The sequence below is a fragment of the Kamptonema formosum PCC 6407 genome, from assembly GCF_000332155.1.
GTDB classification, from domain to species: Bacteria; Cyanobacteriota; Cyanobacteriia; order Cyanobacteriales; family Microcoleaceae; genus Kamptonema; species Kamptonema formosum.
The window spans coordinates 1,488,394-1,509,868 of record NZ_KB235903.1 but is presented as its reverse complement, the minus strand read 5'-3'; the positions used below and the strand labels follow the sequence as shown (position 1 = coordinate 1,509,868).

Annotated in this window: 19 protein-coding genes and 1 pseudogene; 7 read left to right on the top strand and 13 right to left on the bottom strand. The window is 43.5% G+C overall.

Features of this window, described 5'->3' with window-relative positions:
* Positions 1-14: 14 nt before the first annotated feature.
* On the bottom strand, positions 15-1,502 hold the full coding sequence (pap, locus tag OSCIL6407_RS0111530) for a polyphosphate:AMP phosphotransferase (protein ID WP_007358501.1): 1,488 nt from the start codon (positions 1,500-1,502) through the stop codon (positions 15-17).
* Between the two features lie 1,091 nt (positions 1,503-2,593).
* On the opposite strand from pap, the gene OSCIL6407_RS0111525 reads away from it, so the two are divergent.
* Complete coding sequence (locus tag OSCIL6407_RS0111525; RefSeq protein WP_007358499.1) at positions 2,594-3,550, top strand: GNAT family N-acetyltransferase; 957 nt, start codon at positions 2,594-2,596, stop codon at positions 3,548-3,550.
* Positions 3,551-3,693: 143 nt separating this feature from the next.
* Here the strand turns inward: OSCIL6407_RS0111525 and OSCIL6407_RS0111520 are convergent, their stop codons facing one another.
* From OSCIL6407_RS0111520 to OSCIL6407_RS0111490, 6 genes are all read right to left on the bottom strand, one after another.
* A complete protein-coding gene (locus OSCIL6407_RS0111520) occupies positions 3,694-4,608 on the bottom strand; it encodes an ABC transporter ATP-binding protein (RefSeq protein ID WP_007358498.1) in 915 nt (304 codons plus the stop codon).
* 66 nt (positions 4,609-4,674) lie between these two features.
* Positions 4,675-5,493 carry an ABC transporter permease gene (locus OSCIL6407_RS0111515; RefSeq protein ID WP_007358497.1) on the bottom strand — a complete coding sequence of 273 codons (819 nt, stop codon included), beginning with the start codon at positions 5,491-5,493 and terminating at the stop codon, positions 4,675-4,677.
* A gap of 150 nt (positions 5,494-5,643) precedes the next feature.
* Positions 5,644-6,687 carry a hypothetical protein gene (locus OSCIL6407_RS0111510; protein ID WP_007358496.1) on the bottom strand — a complete coding sequence of 348 codons (1,044 nt, stop codon included), beginning with the start codon at positions 6,685-6,687 and terminating at the stop codon, positions 5,644-5,646.
* Positions 6,688-6,909: 222 nt separating this feature from the next.
* On the bottom strand, positions 6,910-7,482 hold the full coding sequence (locus OSCIL6407_RS0111505) for a hypothetical protein (protein WP_007358495.1): 573 nt from the start codon (positions 7,480-7,482) through the stop codon (positions 6,910-6,912).
* A gap of 169 nt (positions 7,483-7,651) precedes the next feature.
* Complete coding sequence (locus tag OSCIL6407_RS0111500) at positions 7,652-8,677, bottom strand: ABC transporter permease (protein WP_007358494.1); 1,026 nt, start codon at positions 8,675-8,677, stop codon at positions 7,652-7,654.
* A 448-nt stretch (positions 8,678-9,125) separates the two neighbouring features.
* Entirely contained in the window at positions 9,126-9,470 is a 345-nt protein-coding gene (locus OSCIL6407_RS0111490; RefSeq protein ID WP_019487240.1) for a hypothetical protein, read from the bottom strand.
* A 152-nt stretch (positions 9,471-9,622) separates the two neighbouring features.
* Between OSCIL6407_RS0111490 and OSCIL6407_RS0111485 the strand changes: the two genes are divergently transcribed.
* On the top strand, positions 9,623-9,814 hold the full coding sequence (locus tag OSCIL6407_RS0111485; RefSeq protein WP_019487239.1) for a hypothetical protein: 192 nt from the start codon (positions 9,623-9,625) through the stop codon (positions 9,812-9,814).
* On the opposite strand, the gene OSCIL6407_RS0111480 is transcribed toward OSCIL6407_RS0111485, so the two are convergent.
* From OSCIL6407_RS0111480 to OSCIL6407_RS0111465, 4 genes and pseudogenes are all read right to left on the bottom strand, one after another.
* Positions 9,795-10,538, bottom strand: a complete 744-nt coding sequence (locus OSCIL6407_RS0111480) for an HAD family hydrolase (protein WP_007354779.1) — start codon at positions 10,536-10,538, stop codon at positions 9,795-9,797. The genes OSCIL6407_RS0111485 and OSCIL6407_RS0111480 overlap by 20 nt on opposite strands.
* A 287-nt stretch (positions 10,539-10,825) precedes the next feature.
* Entirely contained in the window at positions 10,826-11,935 is a 1,110-nt protein-coding gene (locus OSCIL6407_RS0111475; protein ID WP_007354780.1) for a 30S ribosomal protein S1, read from the bottom strand.
* Positions 11,936-12,196: 261 nt separating this feature from the next.
* Positions 12,197-12,747 (bottom strand): annotated as a pseudogene (gene nrdR / locus OSCIL6407_RS30595) (transcriptional regulator NrdR).
* Between the two features lie 143 nt (positions 12,748-12,890).
* On the bottom strand, positions 12,891-12,986 hold the full coding sequence (locus OSCIL6407_RS0111465) for a photosystem II reaction center protein T (protein WP_019487237.1): 96 nt from the start codon (positions 12,984-12,986) through the stop codon (positions 12,891-12,893).
* A gap of 99 nt (positions 12,987-13,085) precedes the next feature.
* On the opposite strand from OSCIL6407_RS0111465, the gene OSCIL6407_RS34190 reads away from it, so the two are divergent.
* On the top strand, positions 13,086-13,268 hold the full coding sequence (locus tag OSCIL6407_RS34190; RefSeq protein ID WP_148288856.1) for a hypothetical protein: 183 nt from the start codon (positions 13,086-13,088) through the stop codon (positions 13,266-13,268).
* A gap of 14 nt (positions 13,269-13,282) precedes the next feature.
* Here the strand turns inward: OSCIL6407_RS34190 and OSCIL6407_RS0111460 are convergent, their stop codons facing one another.
* Complete coding sequence (locus OSCIL6407_RS0111460) at positions 13,283-14,461, bottom strand: glycosyltransferase family 2 protein (protein ID WP_007354782.1); 1,179 nt, start codon at positions 14,459-14,461, stop codon at positions 13,283-13,285.
* A 157-nt stretch (positions 14,462-14,618) separates the two neighbouring features.
* On the opposite strand from OSCIL6407_RS0111460, the gene OSCIL6407_RS0111455 reads away from it, so the two are divergent.
* The 3 genes from OSCIL6407_RS0111455 to glcD all read left to right on the top strand — a co-directional run bounded on the left by OSCIL6407_RS0111455 (position 14,619) and on the right by glcD (position 17,380).
* Positions 14,619-15,005, top strand: coding sequence for a DMT family transporter (locus tag OSCIL6407_RS0111455; RefSeq protein ID WP_007354783.1), 387 nt, complete (start codon positions 14,619-14,621; stop codon positions 15,003-15,005).
* A gap of 122 nt (positions 15,006-15,127) precedes the next feature.
* Positions 15,128-15,778, top strand: a complete 651-nt coding sequence (locus OSCIL6407_RS0111450) for a Uma2 family endonuclease (protein WP_007354784.1) — start codon at positions 15,128-15,130, stop codon at positions 15,776-15,778.
* Between the two features lie 126 nt (positions 15,779-15,904).
* Positions 15,905-17,380, top strand: a complete 1,476-nt coding sequence (gene glcD, locus OSCIL6407_RS0111445) for a glycolate oxidase subunit GlcD (RefSeq protein ID WP_007354785.1) — start codon at positions 15,905-15,907, stop codon at positions 17,378-17,380.
* A gap of 209 nt (positions 17,381-17,589) precedes the next feature.
* On the opposite strand, the gene OSCIL6407_RS0111440 is transcribed toward glcD, so the two are convergent.
* Positions 17,590-19,485: a PAS domain S-box protein gene (locus OSCIL6407_RS0111440; RefSeq protein ID WP_007354786.1), complete on the bottom strand. Its 1,896-nt coding sequence runs from the start codon at positions 19,483-19,485 to the stop codon at positions 17,590-17,592.
* Positions 19,486-19,853: 368 nt separating this feature from the next.
* On the opposite strand from OSCIL6407_RS0111440, the gene purH reads away from it, so the two are divergent.
* Positions 19,854-21,407 (top strand): bifunctional phosphoribosylaminoimidazolecarboxamide formyltransferase/IMP cyclohydrolase, encoded by a 1,554-nt coding sequence (purH, locus tag OSCIL6407_RS0111435; RefSeq protein WP_007354787.1) that lies wholly within the window; start codon positions 19,854-19,856, stop codon positions 21,405-21,407.
* Positions 21,408-21,475: the final 68 nt, after the last annotated feature.

The window sequence follows — 21,475 nt, the reverse complement described above, 5'->3', positions numbered from 1 at the left end:
TCTTCCCCTAGCTATTATCTACGTTTTAACTCATTCCGAATGGCTTGCACCACAGTTTCAATTACATTAACGCGAGCATAATATTTGTCATTAGCAGGTATCAAAGTCCAGGGAGCCGCAGGTGTACTCGTGCGCTGAATCATTTGATTTACTGCTACATCGTAGAACGGCCACTTCTCTCGATTCCGCCAATCTTCATCGGTGAGTTTGTATTGCTTAAAAGGATTTTCCTGGCGATCTGTAAACCGCTTTAATTGCTCTTCTTGGCTGATGTGCAGCCAGAATTTAATTAAAACGCAGCCGGCAGAAGTCAATTGTTCTTCAAACTCATTAATCTCTTGATAAGCACGTCGCCATTCGGTTTCCGTAGCAAATCCTTCAACGCGCTCAACCATTACTCGACCATACCAACTCCGGTCAAAAATTGCTATTTTTTCGGCATTTGGTAACTTGCGCCAGAACCTCCACAGGTAGTGATGGGCTTTTTCTTCATCTGTTGGTGCGGCAAAGGCATTTACTACATAACTCCGAGGGTCTAAAATGTCGGTTAAGCGTTTAATTGCTCCTCCTTTTCCGGCAGCATCCCAGCCTTCAAATAAGATTAATACTGACATTTTTTGTTGATGAAGACTCTGTTGCAATTTGCCGAGACGTACCTGTTCTTGACGGAGTTTTTGTTTGTATTCTTCAGATGTTAATACTTGAGAAAGATTAACTTGGGCGAGAAAATCTGGTTCTGTGGGTTCGAGGCGGTTTTGAATTGTCACTGCTAGGGGAGGACTTTGCAGATGGAGGCGATCGAGCGCTTCTGTAATTGTGGCGGCCATTTGGGTTAAAACTTTGACTCTGGCCCAGCGTTGACAATCTCCTTCTACTAATGTCCAAGGTGCGGGGCCCGTGCTGGTTTGTACGACCATTTCTTCGGCAAAGGTTCTATATTTGTCGTAATTTTTGGCTTGATGCCAATCTTCTGGCCGCACGCGCCATGCTTGCAATTTGTCGCTTTCTAATTTTTTGAGTCGGCCTTTAAGTTCTTTTTTGCTCAGGTGTATCCAGAATTTGGCGATCGCAGCGCCGTCATCTACCATTTGTCGCTCAAAAGCGTTAATTTGCCGCATTACCATCGGTACTTGAGCATCGGAAACGCGCTCAAATAATCGATCTTCTAAGACGTGGGTGTACCAACTGTGATAGAAAAAACTCATTTGTCCGCGAGCGGGAAGTTTCTGCCAAAACCGCCACAGGAAGGGATAGCTGCGCTCTTCATCTGTTGCAGGCCAAATGGGATGAACTGTAAACCCGCGCGGGTCGATGTATCCTACCATTTTTTTGACGAGGGCACCTTTTCCCGCAGCGGCCCAACCTTCGAGCACGAGAATTACGGGTAATTTTTTTTCCCAGCAGGCTTTTTGCAGCGATCGCAACTGCTTCATCAAAACTTCGATCTTAGAATCGTAGGTTTCTTTATCCAGGGATAAATTCAAATCGAGGTTGTCTAACATCAGCTTATTTTTGAGAATGAGGGAACGCAGGCGGAAGTTTTGAGGAGTGGTAGGTGAGATTCTGCGGGATGGGAAATTAAAACCCCAGTCTAACGCCTGTCTAAGTTTAAACTCTAAAATTTCACAAAAAAGTTATGTGCGATCGCAACTGGCCCACAATCTGTCACAGTCCACACCCCACCCATAACTTCCCAACCTAAAAACTTGCCAAAAAAAGTGGCTGCTGTTATAGTAATATTAGGGTACTTTTAAACAAGTTCGATTTCTCCCTCACCCTAGCGGGTCACTCAAGGGGAGGAAGCGAAAATCCCTGAGAAAAGATGTAATATAAAACAGAGCAAAAGTAAAAACCAAAGACTTCACCGGGGGTGAAAAATTTCTTTACTTAGCTTTTCTGAGCAGCTTTACAATCAAATCACCGTTACTTAAACAGCAGGTTTGGTGACAGTTTGAAACGCCATCTACGAAGATTGGGCGTAAATCCAGCCTGATACTGACATACAAATTACACACCAAACTACCCCAAAAGGGCAAAATTTTTTTATGAGTGCATAATTCGATAAAGTATGAAAGCCTCAGTGACAAAAAGAGGTTTCGTGACTTTATCAAGAACATTCTCAAATACTAATAGCTGTCTTCCGAGGCGGCTGTTAAAAATTCCCAATTTTTCCATAACTAAATTAAAGAAGGGACTAGGGGCTAGGGGCTAGGGGCTAGGGAAAGAGAGGGGAGCAGGGGATCTCTGGAGGAGGGGAAGCTTTTTTCCCAATTAGCAATTAGCAATTAGCAATTAGCAATTAGCCCATTCTCATACAACTGAAAACCGCTAGATCTAACATTTGCCTGATTAGGAATTAATAGGTTTGTTGGCGATATAGCAACCGCTTTCGTCGGTTAGGACGTTCTGAATTCAGATTCAATTCTCTTCTTCTCCTTCTTCCCCTAGCCCCTAGCCCCTAGCCCCTAGCCCCTAACCCCTAACCGCCTTGGCGGTTGCGATAACACCACAGACCTAAATCGCTGTACTGCTGTACTTATTTTGCAATACCCACTAAGAGGAACAGTCCGAATTACCGGATTGCAAGTTTTTTATGACTACTTTAACCATGCGCTCCTACAGGGGCGAAAGCGACTGGCGGGCGATCGCAGACTTAGTAAACGCTTGCCAAACCGCCGAACAATTAGACGAAGAAGCAACCGCTTGCGAACTCAAACTCAAACTTAATGCACCTTACCTCGACAAATCCCGCGACGTACAATTGTGGGAAACTAGGGGTAAACTCACAGCTTTAGCACTGTTAGATATCCCTGAATCAAAAATTGATATCGACGGTTATCTCTGGTTTTATGTCCATCCTTCAATGCGTGACGCAGGTTTAGAACAGGACATAATTAACTGGAGCGAAAAGCGGTTGAAGGAAGTAGGAATAGAGCGCAAATTGCCAGTTAAATTGCGTACCTACACCCGCGAAAATAATAGTTTAGTAATCCGCTTGTTAGAAAAACAAGGTTTCGCGAGCGATCGCTACTTTTTAACAATGGCGCGATCGCTATCGGAAGCAATTCCTACACCCGAATTTCCAGCAGAATTCAAATTATCTCACCTCTCAGGCGAAAAAGACGCTCAACCTTGGGTAGAGATGTTCAACGAGTCATTTATCGATCACTGGAACCACCACGATTTAACAGTTGAAACTGTACGTCAGTGGATGAAAGATACCAGTTATCAGCCAGAATTAGACTTAGTAGCGATCGCACCCGATGGTACTTTTGCCGCTTTCTGCGACTGCCAAATCAAAGCAGAAGAAAATGCCCTTAACCGCAGTAACGACGGCTGGATCGAGTTTTTAGGTACGCGGCGCGGTTTCCGACAAATGGGTTTAGGAAAAGCAGTATTACTCGCAGGATTGCATCACTTAAAAGCCGCAGGTGCAGATACCGCTAAACTCAGTGTCGATGCCGAAAGCTTAACAAATGCAACGAAGTTGTACACATCTGTTGGTTTCCGCCCTGTGGAAACTTGGCTTTCCTGGGTAAAACCATTGTAAGTCTTAACTCTGATCGCTTGTAAAAGTTTAAATCGCGGGAAAGTAATCAGTTGCTTTCCCGTTTTATTTTGTTATATCATCTGCGGAGCACAGCGAACAATGACAGATAGTAAGTAATTTGCCGGACATGATATTATTTTGTATTATTTTTGCGTTTTTCCTCTTTCCTCTTGTTGCGTCACCTCCACATAAATATGCTCCAACCGCACCGGATGACGGGCAATTGAGTCAATAGAAATGCTGTCAAAGCGCAACAAAATCTCCTTTAATTCTAGAGGTTCTGGCAACCAAAAAGCTAAGTCACTACCGTAGCGGCGGGGGGTGAAACCGCATTCTCGAGCACGCGCGATCGCTTTCTCTTCCTCCCGCGTTTTGACAAGGATTACTTCTTGCGCTGGAATCAATTTTCGCAACTCTTCCAAACTGCCCTCAGCCAAAATTTTCCCATTTTTAAGAATCCCAATTCGCTCGCAAAGACGCTCAGCTTCATCTAACAAATGAGTAGTTAATAAGATAGTAATTCCTTGTGCTTTCAAACGTAGAATTAAATCCCAAATTTCATAACGCGCTTCAATATCTAAACCCGTAGTCGGTTCATCTAAAATTACCAACTTAGGTTGATGTACCAAAGCCACAGCAATATTCAATCTTCGCTGCATTCCACCGCTGAGAGTTTCTACTGAACTATTTGCCCTGTCGATCAAATTTACGGCTTTTAAACATTGCCGCACCTGATACCGACGGAGCTTACTATCTAGCCCATAAATTTGAGCAAAAAAATTTAAATTTTCTTCGCAACTAAGGCTTTTGTAAAGCAAATTTTCTTGCGGTGCAACGCCTATTAAAGATTTAGTAGCCTCAGAGATAGGGAAATTATTGATTGTAATTTTCCCGCTATCCGCTCTCAATAAATTGCATAAAATATTGATAGTAGTAGTTTTGCCAGCACCATTAGGCCCCAGTAAACCGTAAATTTCTCCACTTAGAATATGGAGTGTTAAATCTTCAAGCACTGGACGATTACCATAAGACTTACTTAACTTATCAATTTGTAGCATTTTTTCTATACCTCAAATTATCGTAACGCTTCCCAGAGGGCCGCGTTACGGGCAATTAAAACTCCCTTAAAGTCTTCTCTCTACGCTCAACATCCGCCGATAAGACAGCCAACCGCCTCCTACCATTAAAACAGCAAATACAGATAAAAACCAGAAGTTATATCCAATATCAGACAACTCTTTACCGTTTGCCCAGACACCTATCAAGGCCTCATTCATGTGATAAATCGGATTGTATTTAGCAAGTTCTAGTAGATTTTTGGGAAATAGCGAAGCTGGCAAGAATGCACCACCTAAAATTAATAGAGGAACGCCAAAAGCCGCTACCAACGAGTTAACATCTTCAGTGCGTCGTGCAAATTGCGTACCCAGGATGAAGCCAACGCCAACATAAGAAATAATGCTTAATAAGATAATCAAACATCCCAAAGGAATAGAACCTTGAAATTGTGCGCCTAAAAATGCCGCGATCGCATATACTAAAAGTGTCTGACCAATGCCAATACAACTGTGAGCAACAAAAATTCCTAAAAAGTAAGACGTGCCACTGAGGGGTGAAATAAACAAACGTTTAAGAGTTTGTTGTTCTCGCTCTGCTACCACCGTTGCCACACTACCACCTAAACAACTAAAAAATAGCGCCGCACCTACCAAAGTTGCGGGAGCAGCACTTTCAAAAGCTTTAGCAGTTGTGAGCTTAGCACGTTCTGCCAAAATAAATCCGTTGAGAAGTAACACAGAAATTGGAAAAATACTCCAGAAAACCAAGCTTCGTCGCCGCCGCAATAATTCAGTTAAAATGCGCTGCGCTACTGCCAGCGTTTCGTGCCAGTATTTCATAAAAGGGGAAATTTGGGAAGAGATAAATCCAGTAGAGCTGGCCATGCCAACTCTACTATTTTATAGCAACCGCCAAGGCATTTAACACACTCTGATTTCCTGCCACCATAGATTCTCTTCCCTTCTTCCCCTAACCCCTCTTTTCCTATAGTCCCTAGTCCCTAGTCCCTAGCCCCTAGTCCCTAGCTATACTCCTCATTTAATCGAAAAACTTGTGCCTCGGTAGCATCCCTGAAAAGAAGTTATATTTGTGTTATTGAGCTGTTCGAGGACATCGACAAGTGACGGCGTATTAATACTTTCAGAAGGAGAACCCCATTGGTAAGTAAAATTGCCGAGGTAACTTCCATTTCCGTTATAGGTATACTGTTCGATGGGAATTCCTCCAACACCAGAAATAGTTTGTTCGTAGTATCCATTGACGATGATTTTTTCAATTTCTGCCCCTGGTTCTGCGATAATATTCCAGCGGACTGGTTCGTAAGCTGAAAGTGCAAGAACGATGCGCTTATTTTGACGTTCTACTCTTACATCAATCGTGCCAGGGGGATGATTCCCACTACTATTATCTGTTCCTGCTTCATACACACCAATCACATGAAGCTCAGTATCTCCCGTCGAAAAAGCCACATAAGCAGAAAAATCATTAGAACTGCCGATGCCACAGTTCGCATCTGGACTAACTGGCGAAACAGGAATTTTTTCCGCTAATTGTTGTTGAACAGTTGGCACTACCCACAACTTAGTTCCCGCACCTAAAGCAACTATTAAACCCACTGCAATGCCGAGGGGCACAAAATTGGTCAGATGGCGGAAAGTGTCTGAAGTTCTAAATTTTCCTAGTGTCTGTTGTACGGATTCAGCAGTTTCTTTGATGGGATTGTTATTACCATCGAGACAGGCAAGTAAAGCTAAACTTTCTGGCTGTTCGAGCAAACTTTGGACGGTTTTTCCTTCGCCGACATAGATATTTCGGCTTTGTCTGTCTAAAAGCAACCAGTTGCGATCGCTTTCGACTAACTGATAGTCTTTTATAGAAGGATTAACGAGCCGATGTTGCAAGAAAATCTGCCATGCCATATTCTTGCCAGTTCCAAAGTTTTTGCCATCAGAGTACATAAGCTGTTGGATTTCCGGCTCCCAGTGCCAAGCTACCCAACGGCTGTCTCCTTGATAGCCTAACGATTGCTCTAGTCGGGGATGAGCGGTGATGTCTAAGTGCTGAACTAAGTTTGACATGAGAGTTGTTCGCTCCTAGCAATAAAGTTTTGGCTTAACTTATCTTGGCACTTCCACCGCCAACACGCCAACAGGAATTACACTTTTTTTAAAATCCCAACCTTGAGGGTTTTATATAGCAGTTTTCAATGGTGTAGCTACTGCTCTGAATTAGCAATTAGCCATGAGCAATTACCCTGTTCTTATGCAAATGAAAACCGCTATATCATCTACAGACTTTCATTACTGCTGATTTTGAGGGCCGTTAATACTATCCCTAGTTGGTGCAGTTCCTCCCGGCCCAAAAGCACTCGAAGGAACTCTTGGCAGATTAATCCCAGTATTATCTGGAAAGTCTACGCCATCATCGGTATTAGTTCCATTAGCAGGAGATTGACTGCCATTGGGATTACCAAATGTCGGGTTTCCAATATTTCCGGGGTTAGGATTGCCACCTGTATTCCTACCCTGATTATTAGGTGTAGGGACACTTATTCTTTCGCTAGTATCAGGAGTATTAGGAGTATTAGGGTTATTCGTTGGATTAGTTTGGGGATTGCCTGGATTGGTTCTATTGTCTGAATTATTGCGATTGTTACTCACGGGAGCAGTCCTAGTGCTGGCAGCATTGGAGCCGCACAAGGTTCTTAAATCCAGAGTTGCGCCATTTGTAGTTTCGATATAGCAAATCGGTACGTAAACTTCCGGGTTTGATACTCTGGGAAACTCGGAATTTAAAGGCTGGCTGAAAGCAGCCTCCGCCATAAATGGAGTGAAGACAGCCGATAAAGCCACCATGCTATGCCATATTTTCATTAGTATTTCCTCAAGAATTCAAATCTGTTATTTCTAGTATTACCTAGAAAATATTAAGATGTCCTCATTCTCAAAGCGGATAAGTAAGTAGATTGACGTATCACCCTTCGTAACGCCGCCATCTTGGTGATAAAGAATGCTACCAAGACGGCGGTACTACCAATAGATTTTAGTACCTAATTCGCGGGTCGATATAGGCATTTAAAAGATCGATCGCAATACTAGCAACCACGACAATTGCTGCAAAAAATACGACTATTCCCTGCACTGTTGGGTAATCTCGATCTGAAATCGCCTGATAGAGTCGATTGGCTAACCCAGGCCAAGAAAATGTTACTTCTGTTAAGATTGCACCGCCTAAAAGTGCGGCAAAAGTTAATCCTAAAACTGTGATGACTGGAATTAAGGCATTTTTCAGAGCATGAGACCATAAAATCCGTAATTCGGGAATACCTCTAGCTCTAGCTGCTTCTACATAATCCGCTTGCAAAGTTTGCTTGAGGTTAACTCGCACAATGCGCTCGAAAATGCCGCTGAGGAGAATTCCTAGCGTCATGCTAGGGAGTGCTAAATAGTGTAAAGTTGTGAAAAATTGGCTAATATTGCCGCTGAGAAGGCTGTCAATAGCATATAGTCCGGTGAGGTTTTGTGGAGGGGGGAAAGTGACAGGAAATCTGGTTCCCAAGGGAAACCAACCTAACTGGACTGCGAAAATTAATTGTAATACCATACCTGCCCAAAAAGCGGGTATGGAGTAAGTGATGATGCCAAATAAACGGCCTCCGGCATCGAGGATGGTGTTGGGGTGGGATGCTGCTAGGGAACCGACGGTGACACCGACTATTACGGCTATGGCCATGCTAAATACTGCTAGTTCGACTGTTGCGGGGAAATTATCTTGGATAATTTGCCACACGGTTTGGCCGCGACTGGTGATTGAGGTTCCTAAGTTAAAACTTAGTAAGTCTTTCATGTAGTTGAGGTATTGTTGCCACAGGGGGTCGCCTAAACCAAGTTGCGATCGCAAAGCTTCTTTCACGCTGGCCGGAGCTCGCGGCCCCAAAATTGCATCTACTGGGTCGCCGGGGGTAGCTCGCAGCAGTAAAAATACTACTGTGGTAATAGTCCACAGCATCAATGGTGCCAGCATTAAACGACTGAAAATATAATATTGCAGGGCTTTAGAACGGGACATAATATTTGGTAATTGGTAATTGGTAATTGGTAATTGGTAATTGCTAATTGGTAATTGGTAATTGCTAATTGGTAATTGCTAATTGCTAATTGCTAATTGCTAAGTGTAGATGAACATAATATATTATCTGTCATTGCGAGTGCAACGTTGGCGTAGCCTACCCGTTAGGCCGAGAGCAATCTCCCTTAACCTAATGCCTCTCCCCATAGTTGCATAGTTGGGTGTTGGTGGTGCAATTAGGATGGGACTTACTACTGCGATCGAAGAAACCGGTTTTTTTACTAACAGGACTTACGCACCTAACCAAAGAAACCGGGTTTTTTACGAAAATACTTCGTTGTTACCCACAGATTCTCTCAAAAACCCGGTTTCTAGGCCAAGATTCAATTACCAATTACCAATTACCAATTACCAATTACCCATTACCAATTACCCATTACCAATATTCCTATTTTCCTAAGAGAGATTCAAAGGTGGCCTGCAAAGACTTGATATCAGCAACTCGTGCCACTAATAGGTTTTCGCTGCCGGCATCCTGTAATCTACACTTCCAATAGTGGATGCTTTCTGAGTTTTCCATCCAGAAGCTAATCACTGCTTCTACTACTCGATCGCCATCCCAGCCGCGAGTAGGAGAAACTGTTTCTACTGATTGCACAAAGGCATCTAGGGTACATTTACGGTTTGCCAAGTATTCTACACCAGTGCTGGGAGATTCCGCTAGGATTTTTTGCTGTTGATTAAAGAAGGATAAAATCGGAGAGACACCCAATATTTCAAATGTGTAGTTCATGCCATCCTCCAAAAGTATTAAAATTGAAAGAGCGTAATTTTTAACTCGCTTACTTTATTAATAGCAAATTTGAGCTAGTATAATTGTTACATCGCTTACATTAGCCCTGTTCAATCTGTAATAAAAATTTTTATGACAGGAGCTTAAGCCTTATGTGTCAAGGGTTTCAGGCAATTTACAGCGTGCTAAATATTGGCGAGTTTACCTTCGGAGAATCGGGCGATAGCGTTAGCACTCTAGCAGTAAGAGTGCTAATTAAAACGATCGCGGCGAGTTCGCAAATGGAGGACTGGCGGATAGTAAAGATACTGTCTCAAGCCGTATCTACAGATCGACAATTTTAATTTCATCCAGAGATGCGATCGCGACATCCGCTTTTTCCAAATGGCTAGCCTTCGCTTTCCCCCAACAAATCCCAATACAACCCGCTGCGCCTGCATTTTTACCCATCTCAATATCGCCGCCGGAATCTCCCACCATCAAAGTTGCTGCGGGTTCTACGCCGAGTTTCTCGCAAGCTTGCAGAAATAACGCCGGATCGGGTTTATTAAGGTTAGCTGAATCCACCCCCATTTTTAGCTGAATGTAATCGCCGAGTTGATGGCGTTCCACAAATGCTATTACTGTTTCAGTGGTGGCTGCTGAAAGAATTCCCTGTTTTAAACCCGCTTCGGAAAGATATTTTAGGACTTCCAAACTGCCGACAAATAAAGGCGAAGGTGCTGTATTTTTTAACATTTGGTCGGCTTCATCAAAGGCACGATGAGCAATGGTTAAAGATTCTAACCAACTGCGGCCGGTTTCGGCAATGTAGCCAGCAGCTACTATTTCATTTTCTCGCCGACTGCCGACCGCCATTAAGCCTGTGGGGTCGATTTTATCGCCGTTGATGCCGAAGGCCATCAGTAAGGGTTCGCCAATACCGGGAATTTGCGCGTCTGCGAGGCGCGATCGTTTTAACCCCAGATTTCTCAAAAATTCCTGCGAATCTTCGAGCGTACCGTCTTTATCAAAAATGATGGCTTGGATATTGGGAAAAGTAATTCCCCGACACTTAATATTTACCAATTTAGTAAACTCCTATGTTTTGTTAGTTGTTGGTTGTTGGTTGTTAGTTGTTTTACGTAACGCCGCCTTCTAGGCGGTAAAGATACCGCCTAGAAGGCGGCGTTACGGATTTTTTGCGTAATTCCTGTTCGCTTTACTCACAATGACAGAGCGTAAGTAATTTGCCGGAGACAATATTAGCTATTGGCTGTTAACAGTTAAAAGTTAACAGTTAACAGTTAACAATTTATGGAAATAGTTACAAAAAAAGAGGGTATTTCCCTCTTTTTATAAGAAAGATTGGGATATTAATCTTCCGTTGCTGGGGGAATTTCTTCCTCTGGAATCTCCGCCACTATCTCTTCAGTTGCGGCTGGAATTTCTGCGGCTATCTCCTCCATCGCTGGCGGAATATCGTCTATTTCCTCAGTTGCTGAGGGAATATCGTCTGGAATGTCGTCTAGTTCATCAGTCGCGGCTGGGACTTCTACGGGAATCTCAATAGCAGCTTTTGCTTGCTTTTGAGCTAACATTTTCTCGCGGAATTTAGCGGCCATTTCCTCAGCTTTTTCATAAACCAGGTCGCGATTTTTGACCATTGCTCCTGGTTCAGGCTCTAACTGCTTCGTGGAGAGGGAAATCCGACCCCGTTCTGCGTCTAAGTCAATGATCATGACTTTCACTTCATCATTGACATTGAACACGCTATGAGGCGTATCGATGTGGTCGTGGGAAATTTCGGAGATGTGTAGCAAACCGCTGACACCGCCGATGTCGATGAATGCACCGTAAGGTTTGATTCCGCGAACTGTACCGATGACGACTTCGCCAACTTCGAGGCGATTCATCTTCCGCTCTACTAGCGCTCGGCGGTGGCTCAAAACGAGGCGATTACGGTCTTCATCTACTTCTAGGAATTTTAATGGCAGTTCTTCTGCGACTAATTCTTCCTTGGGTTTGCGGGTGCTGATGTGAGAACCGGGGATGAAACCGCGCAACCCTTCAATTCTTACTAATGCACCGCCGCGATTGGTTGCAAAAACTTGCGATCGCACTGTTGCATCTTCTGCTTGGAGTTGCCTTACTCTTTCCCAGGCTCGCATATATTCTATGCGCCGAATTGACAGTGTGAGTTGACCGTCTTCATTTTCATCGGTGAGGATGAAAAATTCTCTGGTTTCGTTCGACTGCAATACCTCTTCTGGAGCTTCTACCCGATTGATTGACATTTCCTGAATGGGAATGTAAGCGGCGGTTTTAGCGCCGATATCAATCAGGGCTCCTCTGGGTTCTATACTGAACACCGTACCTGCTACTATATCGCCAGGGCTGAAGTGATAGTCATATTTATCTAATAGGGCTGCAAAATCTTCGTGAGTAAAGCCCACTTCTTTGACTGCTGTTTTCTGATTGACCATGCGAATAGTTTCCTGGGATTTCTCTCCTTAGTTTTTTGTTCCTGTGGATGGATGCTGTAGATTTTAGGTAATAAGCTTTTAGCTTTTCTATCAATCTTTTGTAAAAGTTAGCGCTAGCCAACCATTACCGGGTGCAACCCCACACCCGCTACCATTATTATTACTCAAAACTTCAGGTTAGGAGTGTTAATTATAATCATGGGGCGGTAAGATAGTTTATTATAGCCTAACTATGCCCGTTTAAAACTATTTGTGGCGAGTTTAGTTGGGTGTCGCGCAGGATGGCTGAATTTCTAGCTCTCTGGACTCTGAGGGAGGTAACTCGCAAGTGGCGATCGCATTGGGATCGGTTTCTATTTCTAGATTAGTGTCGTGGTCGCTTTGCAGGCGATCGAGGGCTTCGACAAAATCTCGGATGCCTTGAAATTGGCGGTAAACTGAGGCAAATCGCACGTAAGCAACTTCACTCAAACGTCGTAACTGTTTGAGAACTAATTCACCAATATCTGAACTTGCTACTTCTCGGAGCGATCGCCCTTGCAGTTCTGATTCGATTTCATCGGCAATTTTTTCTACTTCTGCTGCGGTAATACCTGTTTTTTCACAAGCACGAATTATACCGCGCAGCAATTTAGATTTATCAAAGGACTCGCGTTTGCCATCGCGTTTAATTACTGTTATCGGCACAAATTCTATGCGTTCATAACTCGTAAATCGGTGTTGACAGTTCAAGCATTCGCGGCGGCGGCGAATGCTTTTACCGGATTCGGCCGATCGCGACTGTTTGGATCGTGGCATAAGGGACAACGCATAACTACTGATTTTTACAGGTTTCTAAAATAGATGGCAATTCATCTCGGCCCCAGGTTGAGCGAGATGAATTGCGGGACTTGTATATATTGCTCAGCAGTGAGGGCTGAGAACTGTTGGATAGTAAAAGCTCGGAGGGAGCTAGTTACTTACCAATCCGAGGGGGTTGGCGAAAGGCGATCGCAAAAAAGAGTACACCGATCGCCAAAGACAAAATCAAAATGTAAGCAACGCTTTCCATATCCTAGTTTTTCCTTAATCTTCCAGTTCTATGTAAGTTTATCCCAATTGGGGAAACCATTACTAGCTGTGCAATGCACTATCCAGACTATATATTATTTTGACACTCTCAAAGGAAGAAGGAAGAAGGAAGAAGGAAGAAGGAAGAAGGAAGAGGGCAAAAGACCGATCCAGCCAGCTTTCTGTTATAGGTTTAATTAGGTGGATTTACTTACTGAGGCGATCGATAATCAAAGCATCTGTTAATTGGATGCGATCGCGATCGATAGAGCGCACGCAATAGCAGCCTCGCAATGCTCACCGCCGTTTCAACCCCAATACGCTCAGAAAAAAGCTAGAGAAAATTACCTGCAAACCTACAGTCAGACAAGCGATCGAGGGAATTACCAAGCGTAAAGTTTTGGAAGGGTCTAAAGGGCCAAAGGAAGTCTCACCCCAAATGGTAAAGGATAAGATCGAGCCGGTTATTCCTATCAACATTAGTAGGCTTCCTACTATCAATCCCACTTCCAGACTGATGTAGCGCAATAGTTTCTTAATTTGCGGATCTTCAGGTAGCAACTTCTCGCTGATAGCGAAGACTTTGGTAAATAAAGCGAAACTAACAGCTTGAAAGCCGACAATAATCGCGATCGCGGCATAAAGCAGAGTGTGTACGTCAAAGCTGACACGCCCCACTAATCTCGTAGCAGGTAACAGCCACACTCCCACCGCTAAACCCACAAATATTAACAACAAACCGGGATACAGAAACAACCACCGAGGGCTGTAGAGTAGCAAAAATCGCAAGTGTCGCCACCCGTCTCGCCAAGTTCGCAAGTGGGGCGGGCGACTGCGGCCATCTGGGGACAAGGTGGTGGGGACTTCCGCGATTCGCAGTTGGTTGAGAGAGGCTTTAACAATCATTTCACTGGCAAATTCCATCCCCGTTGTTTGTAAATCCAGTTGCAAGATTGCATCTCTCCTGAAGCCGCGTAGCCCGCAGTGAAAGTCACCGCAAGGACTTGCGAATAACAGCCGCCCCACCCACGTCAGCACGGGATTCCCTAAATATCTGTGTAATTTTGGCATTGCTCCCGGTTTCACGCCACCTTGGAAGCGGTTTCCCATTACCAAGTCGTAGCCCTCTCGCAATTTTTTCACAAAAGGGCCAAGGTTGGAGAAGTCGTAGCTATCGTCAGCGTCACCCATAATGATATAAGTTCCGCGTGCGGCTACGATCCCGCCCATGAGAGCGCTGCCATATCCTTTGGCTGCAACGGGAATTACTCTGGCTCCCAGACGAGTTGCGATCGCCTGGGAACCATCAGTGCTACCGTTGTCTGCTACGATCGCTTCACCAACAATATTGAGTTCCCGCAATGACCGCTGTGCTTTCTTGATACAGGCTTCTAAAGTTTCCGCCTCATTCAAGCAGGGCATTAGTATGGATAATTCCAGAGAGTATTCCTCGCTTGCGTTTGCGTGTTCTACCATGTTTTTGTTATAATTTTACCCAGTCTGGGCAATATTTATTTTAACTGCCTGTAAGTTTAAAAGGTCAGGGATCGAGAAAGTATAGAAATATTGAGTGCGGCTGTTGGGTGAAAGTTTTTTGAACTATTATGACAGTATACTATAGGTTACTTTACTAATGACTCGAAGCGTTTTTCTAGTTTTGCTTGCTGCTATCCTTTGCGGTGTTCTGGGTCAATTTAGCCTTAAAGGTGCAGCTAATATTTTGGGGCCGATTGGTGCAGCGAATTTAGTGGAAAAAGCCATAGCAATGGCAAGTCAGCCTTTAATCTGGGTTGGTTTAATTTTATATGGATTGGGTGCTTTTGGTTTTATTGTCGTGCTATCTCGCGCCAACATTAGCATCGTCTCGCCTTTACTCTCAATTAGTTACATTTGTGTAGTTTTGGGCGGTAAAATTATATTTAATGAGCCTTTGCCACCATTGCGATTGGTAGGTGTAGCTTTAATTATGACCGGAGTAGTTTTTGTCCTTAATAGTTCGCCTAGTAGTTCTGGTGGTTAAGAAATCGGGTTTCTGCGATAATTTAAGCATCCTACCGAAGATTTAGGTAAGAAACCCGGTTTCTGTTCTTCAAACTGATTAAATGTTATCATAAAATCACTTCAGAGCAGAAGGAACTCACAATGCAAACCCAAGAAAGACCAACCATCGAAAACAAGCCACAGACTGAGAAACGCTACTACACGCCAGAGGAATATCTAGCTTTAGAAGAAGCCGCGCTCGACAAAAGTGAATACCATGATGGGGAGATCGTACCAATGCCAGGCGGAACAACCAACCACAACAAACTCGCGGGGAACTTTTACAAAAAATTTCCCTTGACTGTAAATAGTCAAAATTACGAGATATTTATCAATGATGTGCGCCTGTGGATACCCCTAACTCGCCGCTACGTCTATCCCGATATCATGGTGATTCAAGGAGAACCAGTCTATCAAGAAAATAACAAAACAATTGTGACAAATCCTATGGTAATCGTCGAGGTTTTATCCAATTCAACCAAAGACTATGACCGAGGTGGTAAATTTCTCGCCTATCGCTCAATACCTGAATTTCGAGAATACATTTTAATAGACCAATATAGCTATCACGTAGAACAATTTGCTAAAAATTCTAATAGCAAATGGGAATTAACAGAATATGATTCAGAAGAATCTGTATTAACCCTAGAATCCGTAGAATTTCAAATGCCATTGAAGGAAATTTACGAGCGAATTAATTTTGAAATTGAAGACGACGAAGTAAACCAGCCAACAAGTGAAATTCAAGAATAATATCAATTTGGATTAATTGGTAGTCTGAGAAACCGGGTTTCTGCGAGAATTATTGCACCATCACGAAGAATTGGGTAAGAAACCCGGTTTCTGAGCCCCCACAAACCTACTTAAATTTACCCACCAATGATCGCCCTCGAAACTGAACGCAACTGGAAACCGATCGTCAAAGAATTTGAAACCGTACTCGGCAAAAACGGCGTAGTCCAGCGTCGCGAAGAATTGCTAGTCTACGAATGTGACGGACTCACCAGCTACCGCCAACGACCCGCGCTAGTTGTATTACCGAAAACTACAGAGGAAGTAGCAGCAGCGGTAAAAATATGCGATCGCCACTCCATCCCCTGGGTAGCTAGAGGCGCGGGAACCGGTCTTTCTGGCGGCGCTTTACCCGTCGAAAACTGCGTATTAATTGTCACCGCCTTAATGCGAAAAATCCTGAAAATAGACTTAGAAAATCAGCTAGTCGTCGTACAACCAGGAGTAATTAATAACTGGGTAACGCAAGCAGTAAGCGGTGCTGGTTTCTATTACGCCCCCGATCCTTCCAGTCAAATTATCTGCTCAATTGGTGGTAATGTTGCCGAAAATTCTGGAGGCGTTCACTGTTTGAAATACGGAGTGACAGTTAATCACGTTTTAGGCTTAAAATTAGTCTTACCTGATGGTTCAATCGTTGATGTCGGCGGACAAATACCAGAGATGCCCGGTTATGATTTAACAGGTATATTTGTGGGTTCCGAAGGTACTCTCGGAATTGCCACCGAAGTTACTTTGAGAATTCTTAAAACACCAGAATCAATTTGCGTTCTCCTAGCAGATTTTACCAGCATGGAAGCAGCAGGAGCATCGGTTTCAGATATTATCAGTGCTGGGATTATTCCCGGCGGTATGGAAATCATGGATAACATCAGCATTAATGCTGTAGAAGATGTTGTCGCCACTGGCTGTTATCCCCGCGATGCTGCTTCTATTCTATTAGTAGAAGTAGATGGTTTAGAGGTAGAAGTAGCAGCGAATAAACAAAGGATTGCTGAGATTTGTCTGAAAAATGGAGCGCGGAACATCACTAGCGCAAATGACTTGGAAACGAGGTTAAAAATTTGGAAAGGACGAAAAGCCGCTTTTGCCGCTGCGGGCCATTTAAGTCCTGATTATTACGTGCAAGACGGCGTAATTCCCCGCACCCAAATGGCTTATGTCTTGAAAGAGATTGAGTTACTAAGCGAGAAATTTGGCTATCGCATTGCTAATGTATTTCACGCGGGAGATGGAAATCTTCACCCATTAATTCTTTATGATAATGCTATTGAAGGGGCGTTAGAAAAGGTCGAAGAATTGGGCGGTGAAATTCTGAAACTTTGCGTGAAAGTGGGGGGAAGTCTTTCGGGAGAACACGGCATTGGCGCTGATAAGAAGTGTTATATGCCGGAGATGTTTAATGAGGTAGATTTGGAGACAATGCAGTGGGTGCGTCAGGTATTTAATTCGCAAGGTTTGGCAAATCCGGGGAAGATGTTTCCTACGCCTCGTACTTGCGGGGAAGCGGCAAATGCTAAGGTTGAAAGTGTGAAGAAATTGGAGGGAGTAGACTTGTTTTAATCGTGGGGTGGGGTGCTTAAACTGGGCGGTTGAAACCGCGTCTATACAAACAAAACCCGCCTACGCGGGTTGAATTCTTATTAGTCCGGGTAGGCGGACTTCGTTTGTGTAGCCGCGAATTCTATTCGCCAGACTTTAAGTAGACATTGTATTTGATTTGTACCCTCTAGCAATGTAAATTTTAATTATTAAAGAGGTCATTGTCTACGCTAATGCCAAATTGGAAGCTTAATAATAAACTCCGTACCTTGACCAATTTCGGAAACACAATTAAGTTCGCCTCTATGTCTTTCAGCAACAATTTGATAGCTGATTGACAAACCCATTCCCGTACCTTTACCTACTGGTTTGGTCGTAAAAAAAGTGTCAAATATCCGTTGCTTTACCTCTTCTTTCATCCCTGGCCCATTGTCGCCAATTTTGATTTGTACATAATCCGCATCTACCACAGAGCTGCTAATCTTAATCTTACTAGGATTGTCGCGAATTTCTTGGGGACTGCGCCCTCTATTACTATCCTCTAAAGCATCAATTGCATTGCCGAGAATATTCATAAATACTTGATTAATCGGCGCTGCATAACATTCCACAGCAGGCAAGTCTCCGTACTCTTTGACAATCTGAATCGCCTGAGTGCTTCCCGTAGCTTTCATACGGTGATTAAGAATTAGTAAAGTGCTGTCAATTCCTTCGTGAAGGTTAACAGCTTTGATCTCCGATTCGTCGTGTCGCGAGAAATTCCGCAGCGACGCAACAATCTGGCAAATGCGGTCAACTCCTACATTCATTGAAGATAGTATTTGAGTTAAATCTTCCATTAGAAAGTCAAGTTCTATTTCCTCCATTCGCTTTTGAATTTCCTCGACAGGATGAGGATAGTGCTGCTGATAAAGCTTGACCAAATCCAGCAATTCTTGAGTGTAATTATCTAGGTGATTGAGATTGCCATTAATGAAGCTAACCGGGTTGTTAATTTCGTGAGCAACTCCTGCAACTAGCAATCCCAAACTGGACATTTTTTCACTCTGTACGAGTTGGGAATGAGTTTGTTGTAGTTGCTTAAGAGCTAATTCTAATTTTGCCGCTTGTTCTCTACTACGTGCTTCGGAAATCTGCAAGGCTTCTTCTGCTTCTTTATGTTTGGTTACATCCATCTGTATGCCGATGAAATGAGTTAATTTGCCCTTGCGATCGCGCACCGGAGAAATCGCTAATTGATTCCAAAAAGTTGTCCCGTCTTTGCGATAATTCTTTAAAACCACCGTGCATTCAGTCTGATTATGTAAAGCCTCGCGGATTTGATTTATCGCTTCAGGATCGGTATCATTTCCCTGCAATAATCTACAGTTATGCCCGATAATTTCCTCGTGTGAATACCCAGTCATTTTTGCAAAAGCAGGATTACAATAAATATTAGCTAGGTTGGGGGTTGTCGCGTCGGCAATCACAATTCCAGTGCTAGCTGCTGCCATCGCACGACTGTAAAGCCACAGCATTTCCTCTGTGCGTTTGCGATCGGTAATGTTGCGTAGTGTGGCCAAATAAGCCATTTCTCCTTCCCATTCCGTCTCCACTACCCGCATTTCTACTACTGTATTTTCTTTGTCCTTGCAGATCGCTTCTACTTCTGTTTGTACCACCCGGATGCCTGCTGCATCTCTCTGTCGAACTTGATGAATAATATCTGTATTCATCTCCAGATCGCAGGCAGAACCTTCTACTATCAAAGAACCAAAAAAATCTTTCCCTAACAGATCCTCATCCTTGCAGTTGAAAAGATATTCGGCTGATGGGTTGACAAAACATACCATCCCTTTTTTGTTAACAATAACGATGCTGTCGGCATTTTTAGCAATTACATTGTGAAAGCGGGCTTCACTAGCTTTCAGATCGCGCTTTAGCTTTTCGATTGCTAATTGCATCTGGTGCAATTCGCGCTGATGGGAAATATAAGAAAGTGGTAGGGGACTTTCTGAGATATCCTTACAGAAAGTATCGACCGACTCTTCACTAATTGCTTCATTACTAAGCTTTTTACCTGCCCCTTGCTTTAAACCGTTGATATTGCTAACATTACTTTCTGAGTTGCTATCAGGAACAAACATATTAAAAACTCCTAATAAAATCGATTACAATTTTTACGATCCAAAAATCATGAGCTGATTAGCTTCCTTTAACTTGGAGAATGGAGATTAGCACCTATACTAGCATATAATTATTTCTGAAAGATTAAGTTTTTATTAAACCTTGATTTTGGGTATCAAATAATAAATTCTTTTCGTAGCTTACTTAAGTAAGGCTAAGGCTAGTGATACTATTTCAATGAAAGTGAGTGTCCTAGTTCAAGTTATCATAAACATATTTTTTATAAATATGTGTTATGAAACACAGCACCTATAATGCAGCTAGCCATTCATGAAGGCAATCTCTGCTTAAAATATAACTTGTATCTTTGCGATCGGGATTTGAAACAATGACGCGTCTGGCACTGCTGAGTACATCTGATAAAACCGGGCTAATTGACTTAGCTCGCACTCTGGTAGAAGAATTTGGCTTTGATATCATTAGTAGTGGCGGGACAGCAAAAGCTCTAAAAGATGCTGGGTTGCCAGTCACAAAAGTTGCCGACTACACGGGTTCTCCAGAAATTTTGGGAGGACGAGTCAAAACGCTACATCCTCGCATTCACGGCGGCATTTTAGCGCGTCGAGATGTCCCCCAGGATCTAGCAGATTTGACTGAAAATAATATTCGTCCCATTGATTTAGTCGTAGTTAATCTGTATCCTTTCGAGCAAACAATTGCTAAGTCAGAAGTAACTTTATCTGAGGCAATTGAGCAGATTGATATTGGGGGGCCGGCGATGCTGCGAGCCTCAGCTAAAAATTACCCTCATTTGACCGTTTTATGCAATCCAGAGCAGTATCCTATTTATTTGCAAGAATTGCGGGAGCGCGGAGGAGAGGCTTCCTTAGATTTCCGGCAAAAATGTGCAATTGCAGCCTTTAATCATACTGCAAATTACGATCGCGCGATCGCATCTTATCTCACAAATCAATCCTCTCCAGAAGCCGATCGATCGTCTCTCGTACAACAGTTTACAATTGCTGGAACCCAGTTACAATCGCTCCGCTACGGCGAAAATCCCCATCAAGCGGCTGCTTGGTATCAAAGCGGAGGAAACCCTACTGGTTGGACGACCAGTACAATACTTCAAGGCAAAGAATTAAGCTACAATAATTTAGTGGATTTAGAGGCAGCTCGTAGGTTAATTGTAGAGTTTCCTGATACTCCAGCGGCGGCAATTCTTAAACATACCAATCCTTGCGGCGCTGCTATCGGCAATAGCCTCTCAGAAGCTTATCAAAAAGCTTTCGATGCTGACTCAATTTCAGCTTTTGGCGGGATTGTAGCTTTAAATCGTCCCATTGATGCGGCTACGGCTAAAGCATTAACTCAAACATTCTTAGAATGCGTGGTAGCGCCTGCTTGCGAACCAGCAGCTCAAGAAATCCTCAAAGGTAAGTCAAAAGTGCGGGTTTTGATTTTACCAGATTTGATTCAGGGGCCGCCCCAAACTGTTAAAGTAATAGCAGGTGGTTTGCTCGTACAAGACTCAGATAATGCCATAGAAGATGCTAGCCAATGGCGCGTTGTCACTGAGAAGCAACCCACACCGGAACAGTTAGAAGAACTGTTATTTGCGTGGAAAGTTGCCAAGCACGTTAAATCTAATGCTATTGTCGTGACGCGCGATCGCGCTACATTAGGTATTGGTGCAGGACAAATGAATCGTGTAGGATCGGTTAAAATTGCCTTAGAACAAGCCGCTTTGAAAGCCAAGGGTGCATTTTTAGCCAGTGACGGTTTCTTCCCCTTTGACGACTCAGTGCGAACTGCTGCTGCTGCTGGAATAGTTGCGATCGCACAACCAGGAGGTAGTATGCGCGACCAAGATTCCATCAACGCCGCCAACGAACTCGGACTGGTAATGGTTTTCACCGACGTTCGCCACTTTTTGCATTAATGTTAACAGTTAACGGTTAACAGTTAACTGTTAACCGTTAACTGCTACAGAATTCGCTGGTAATTTCT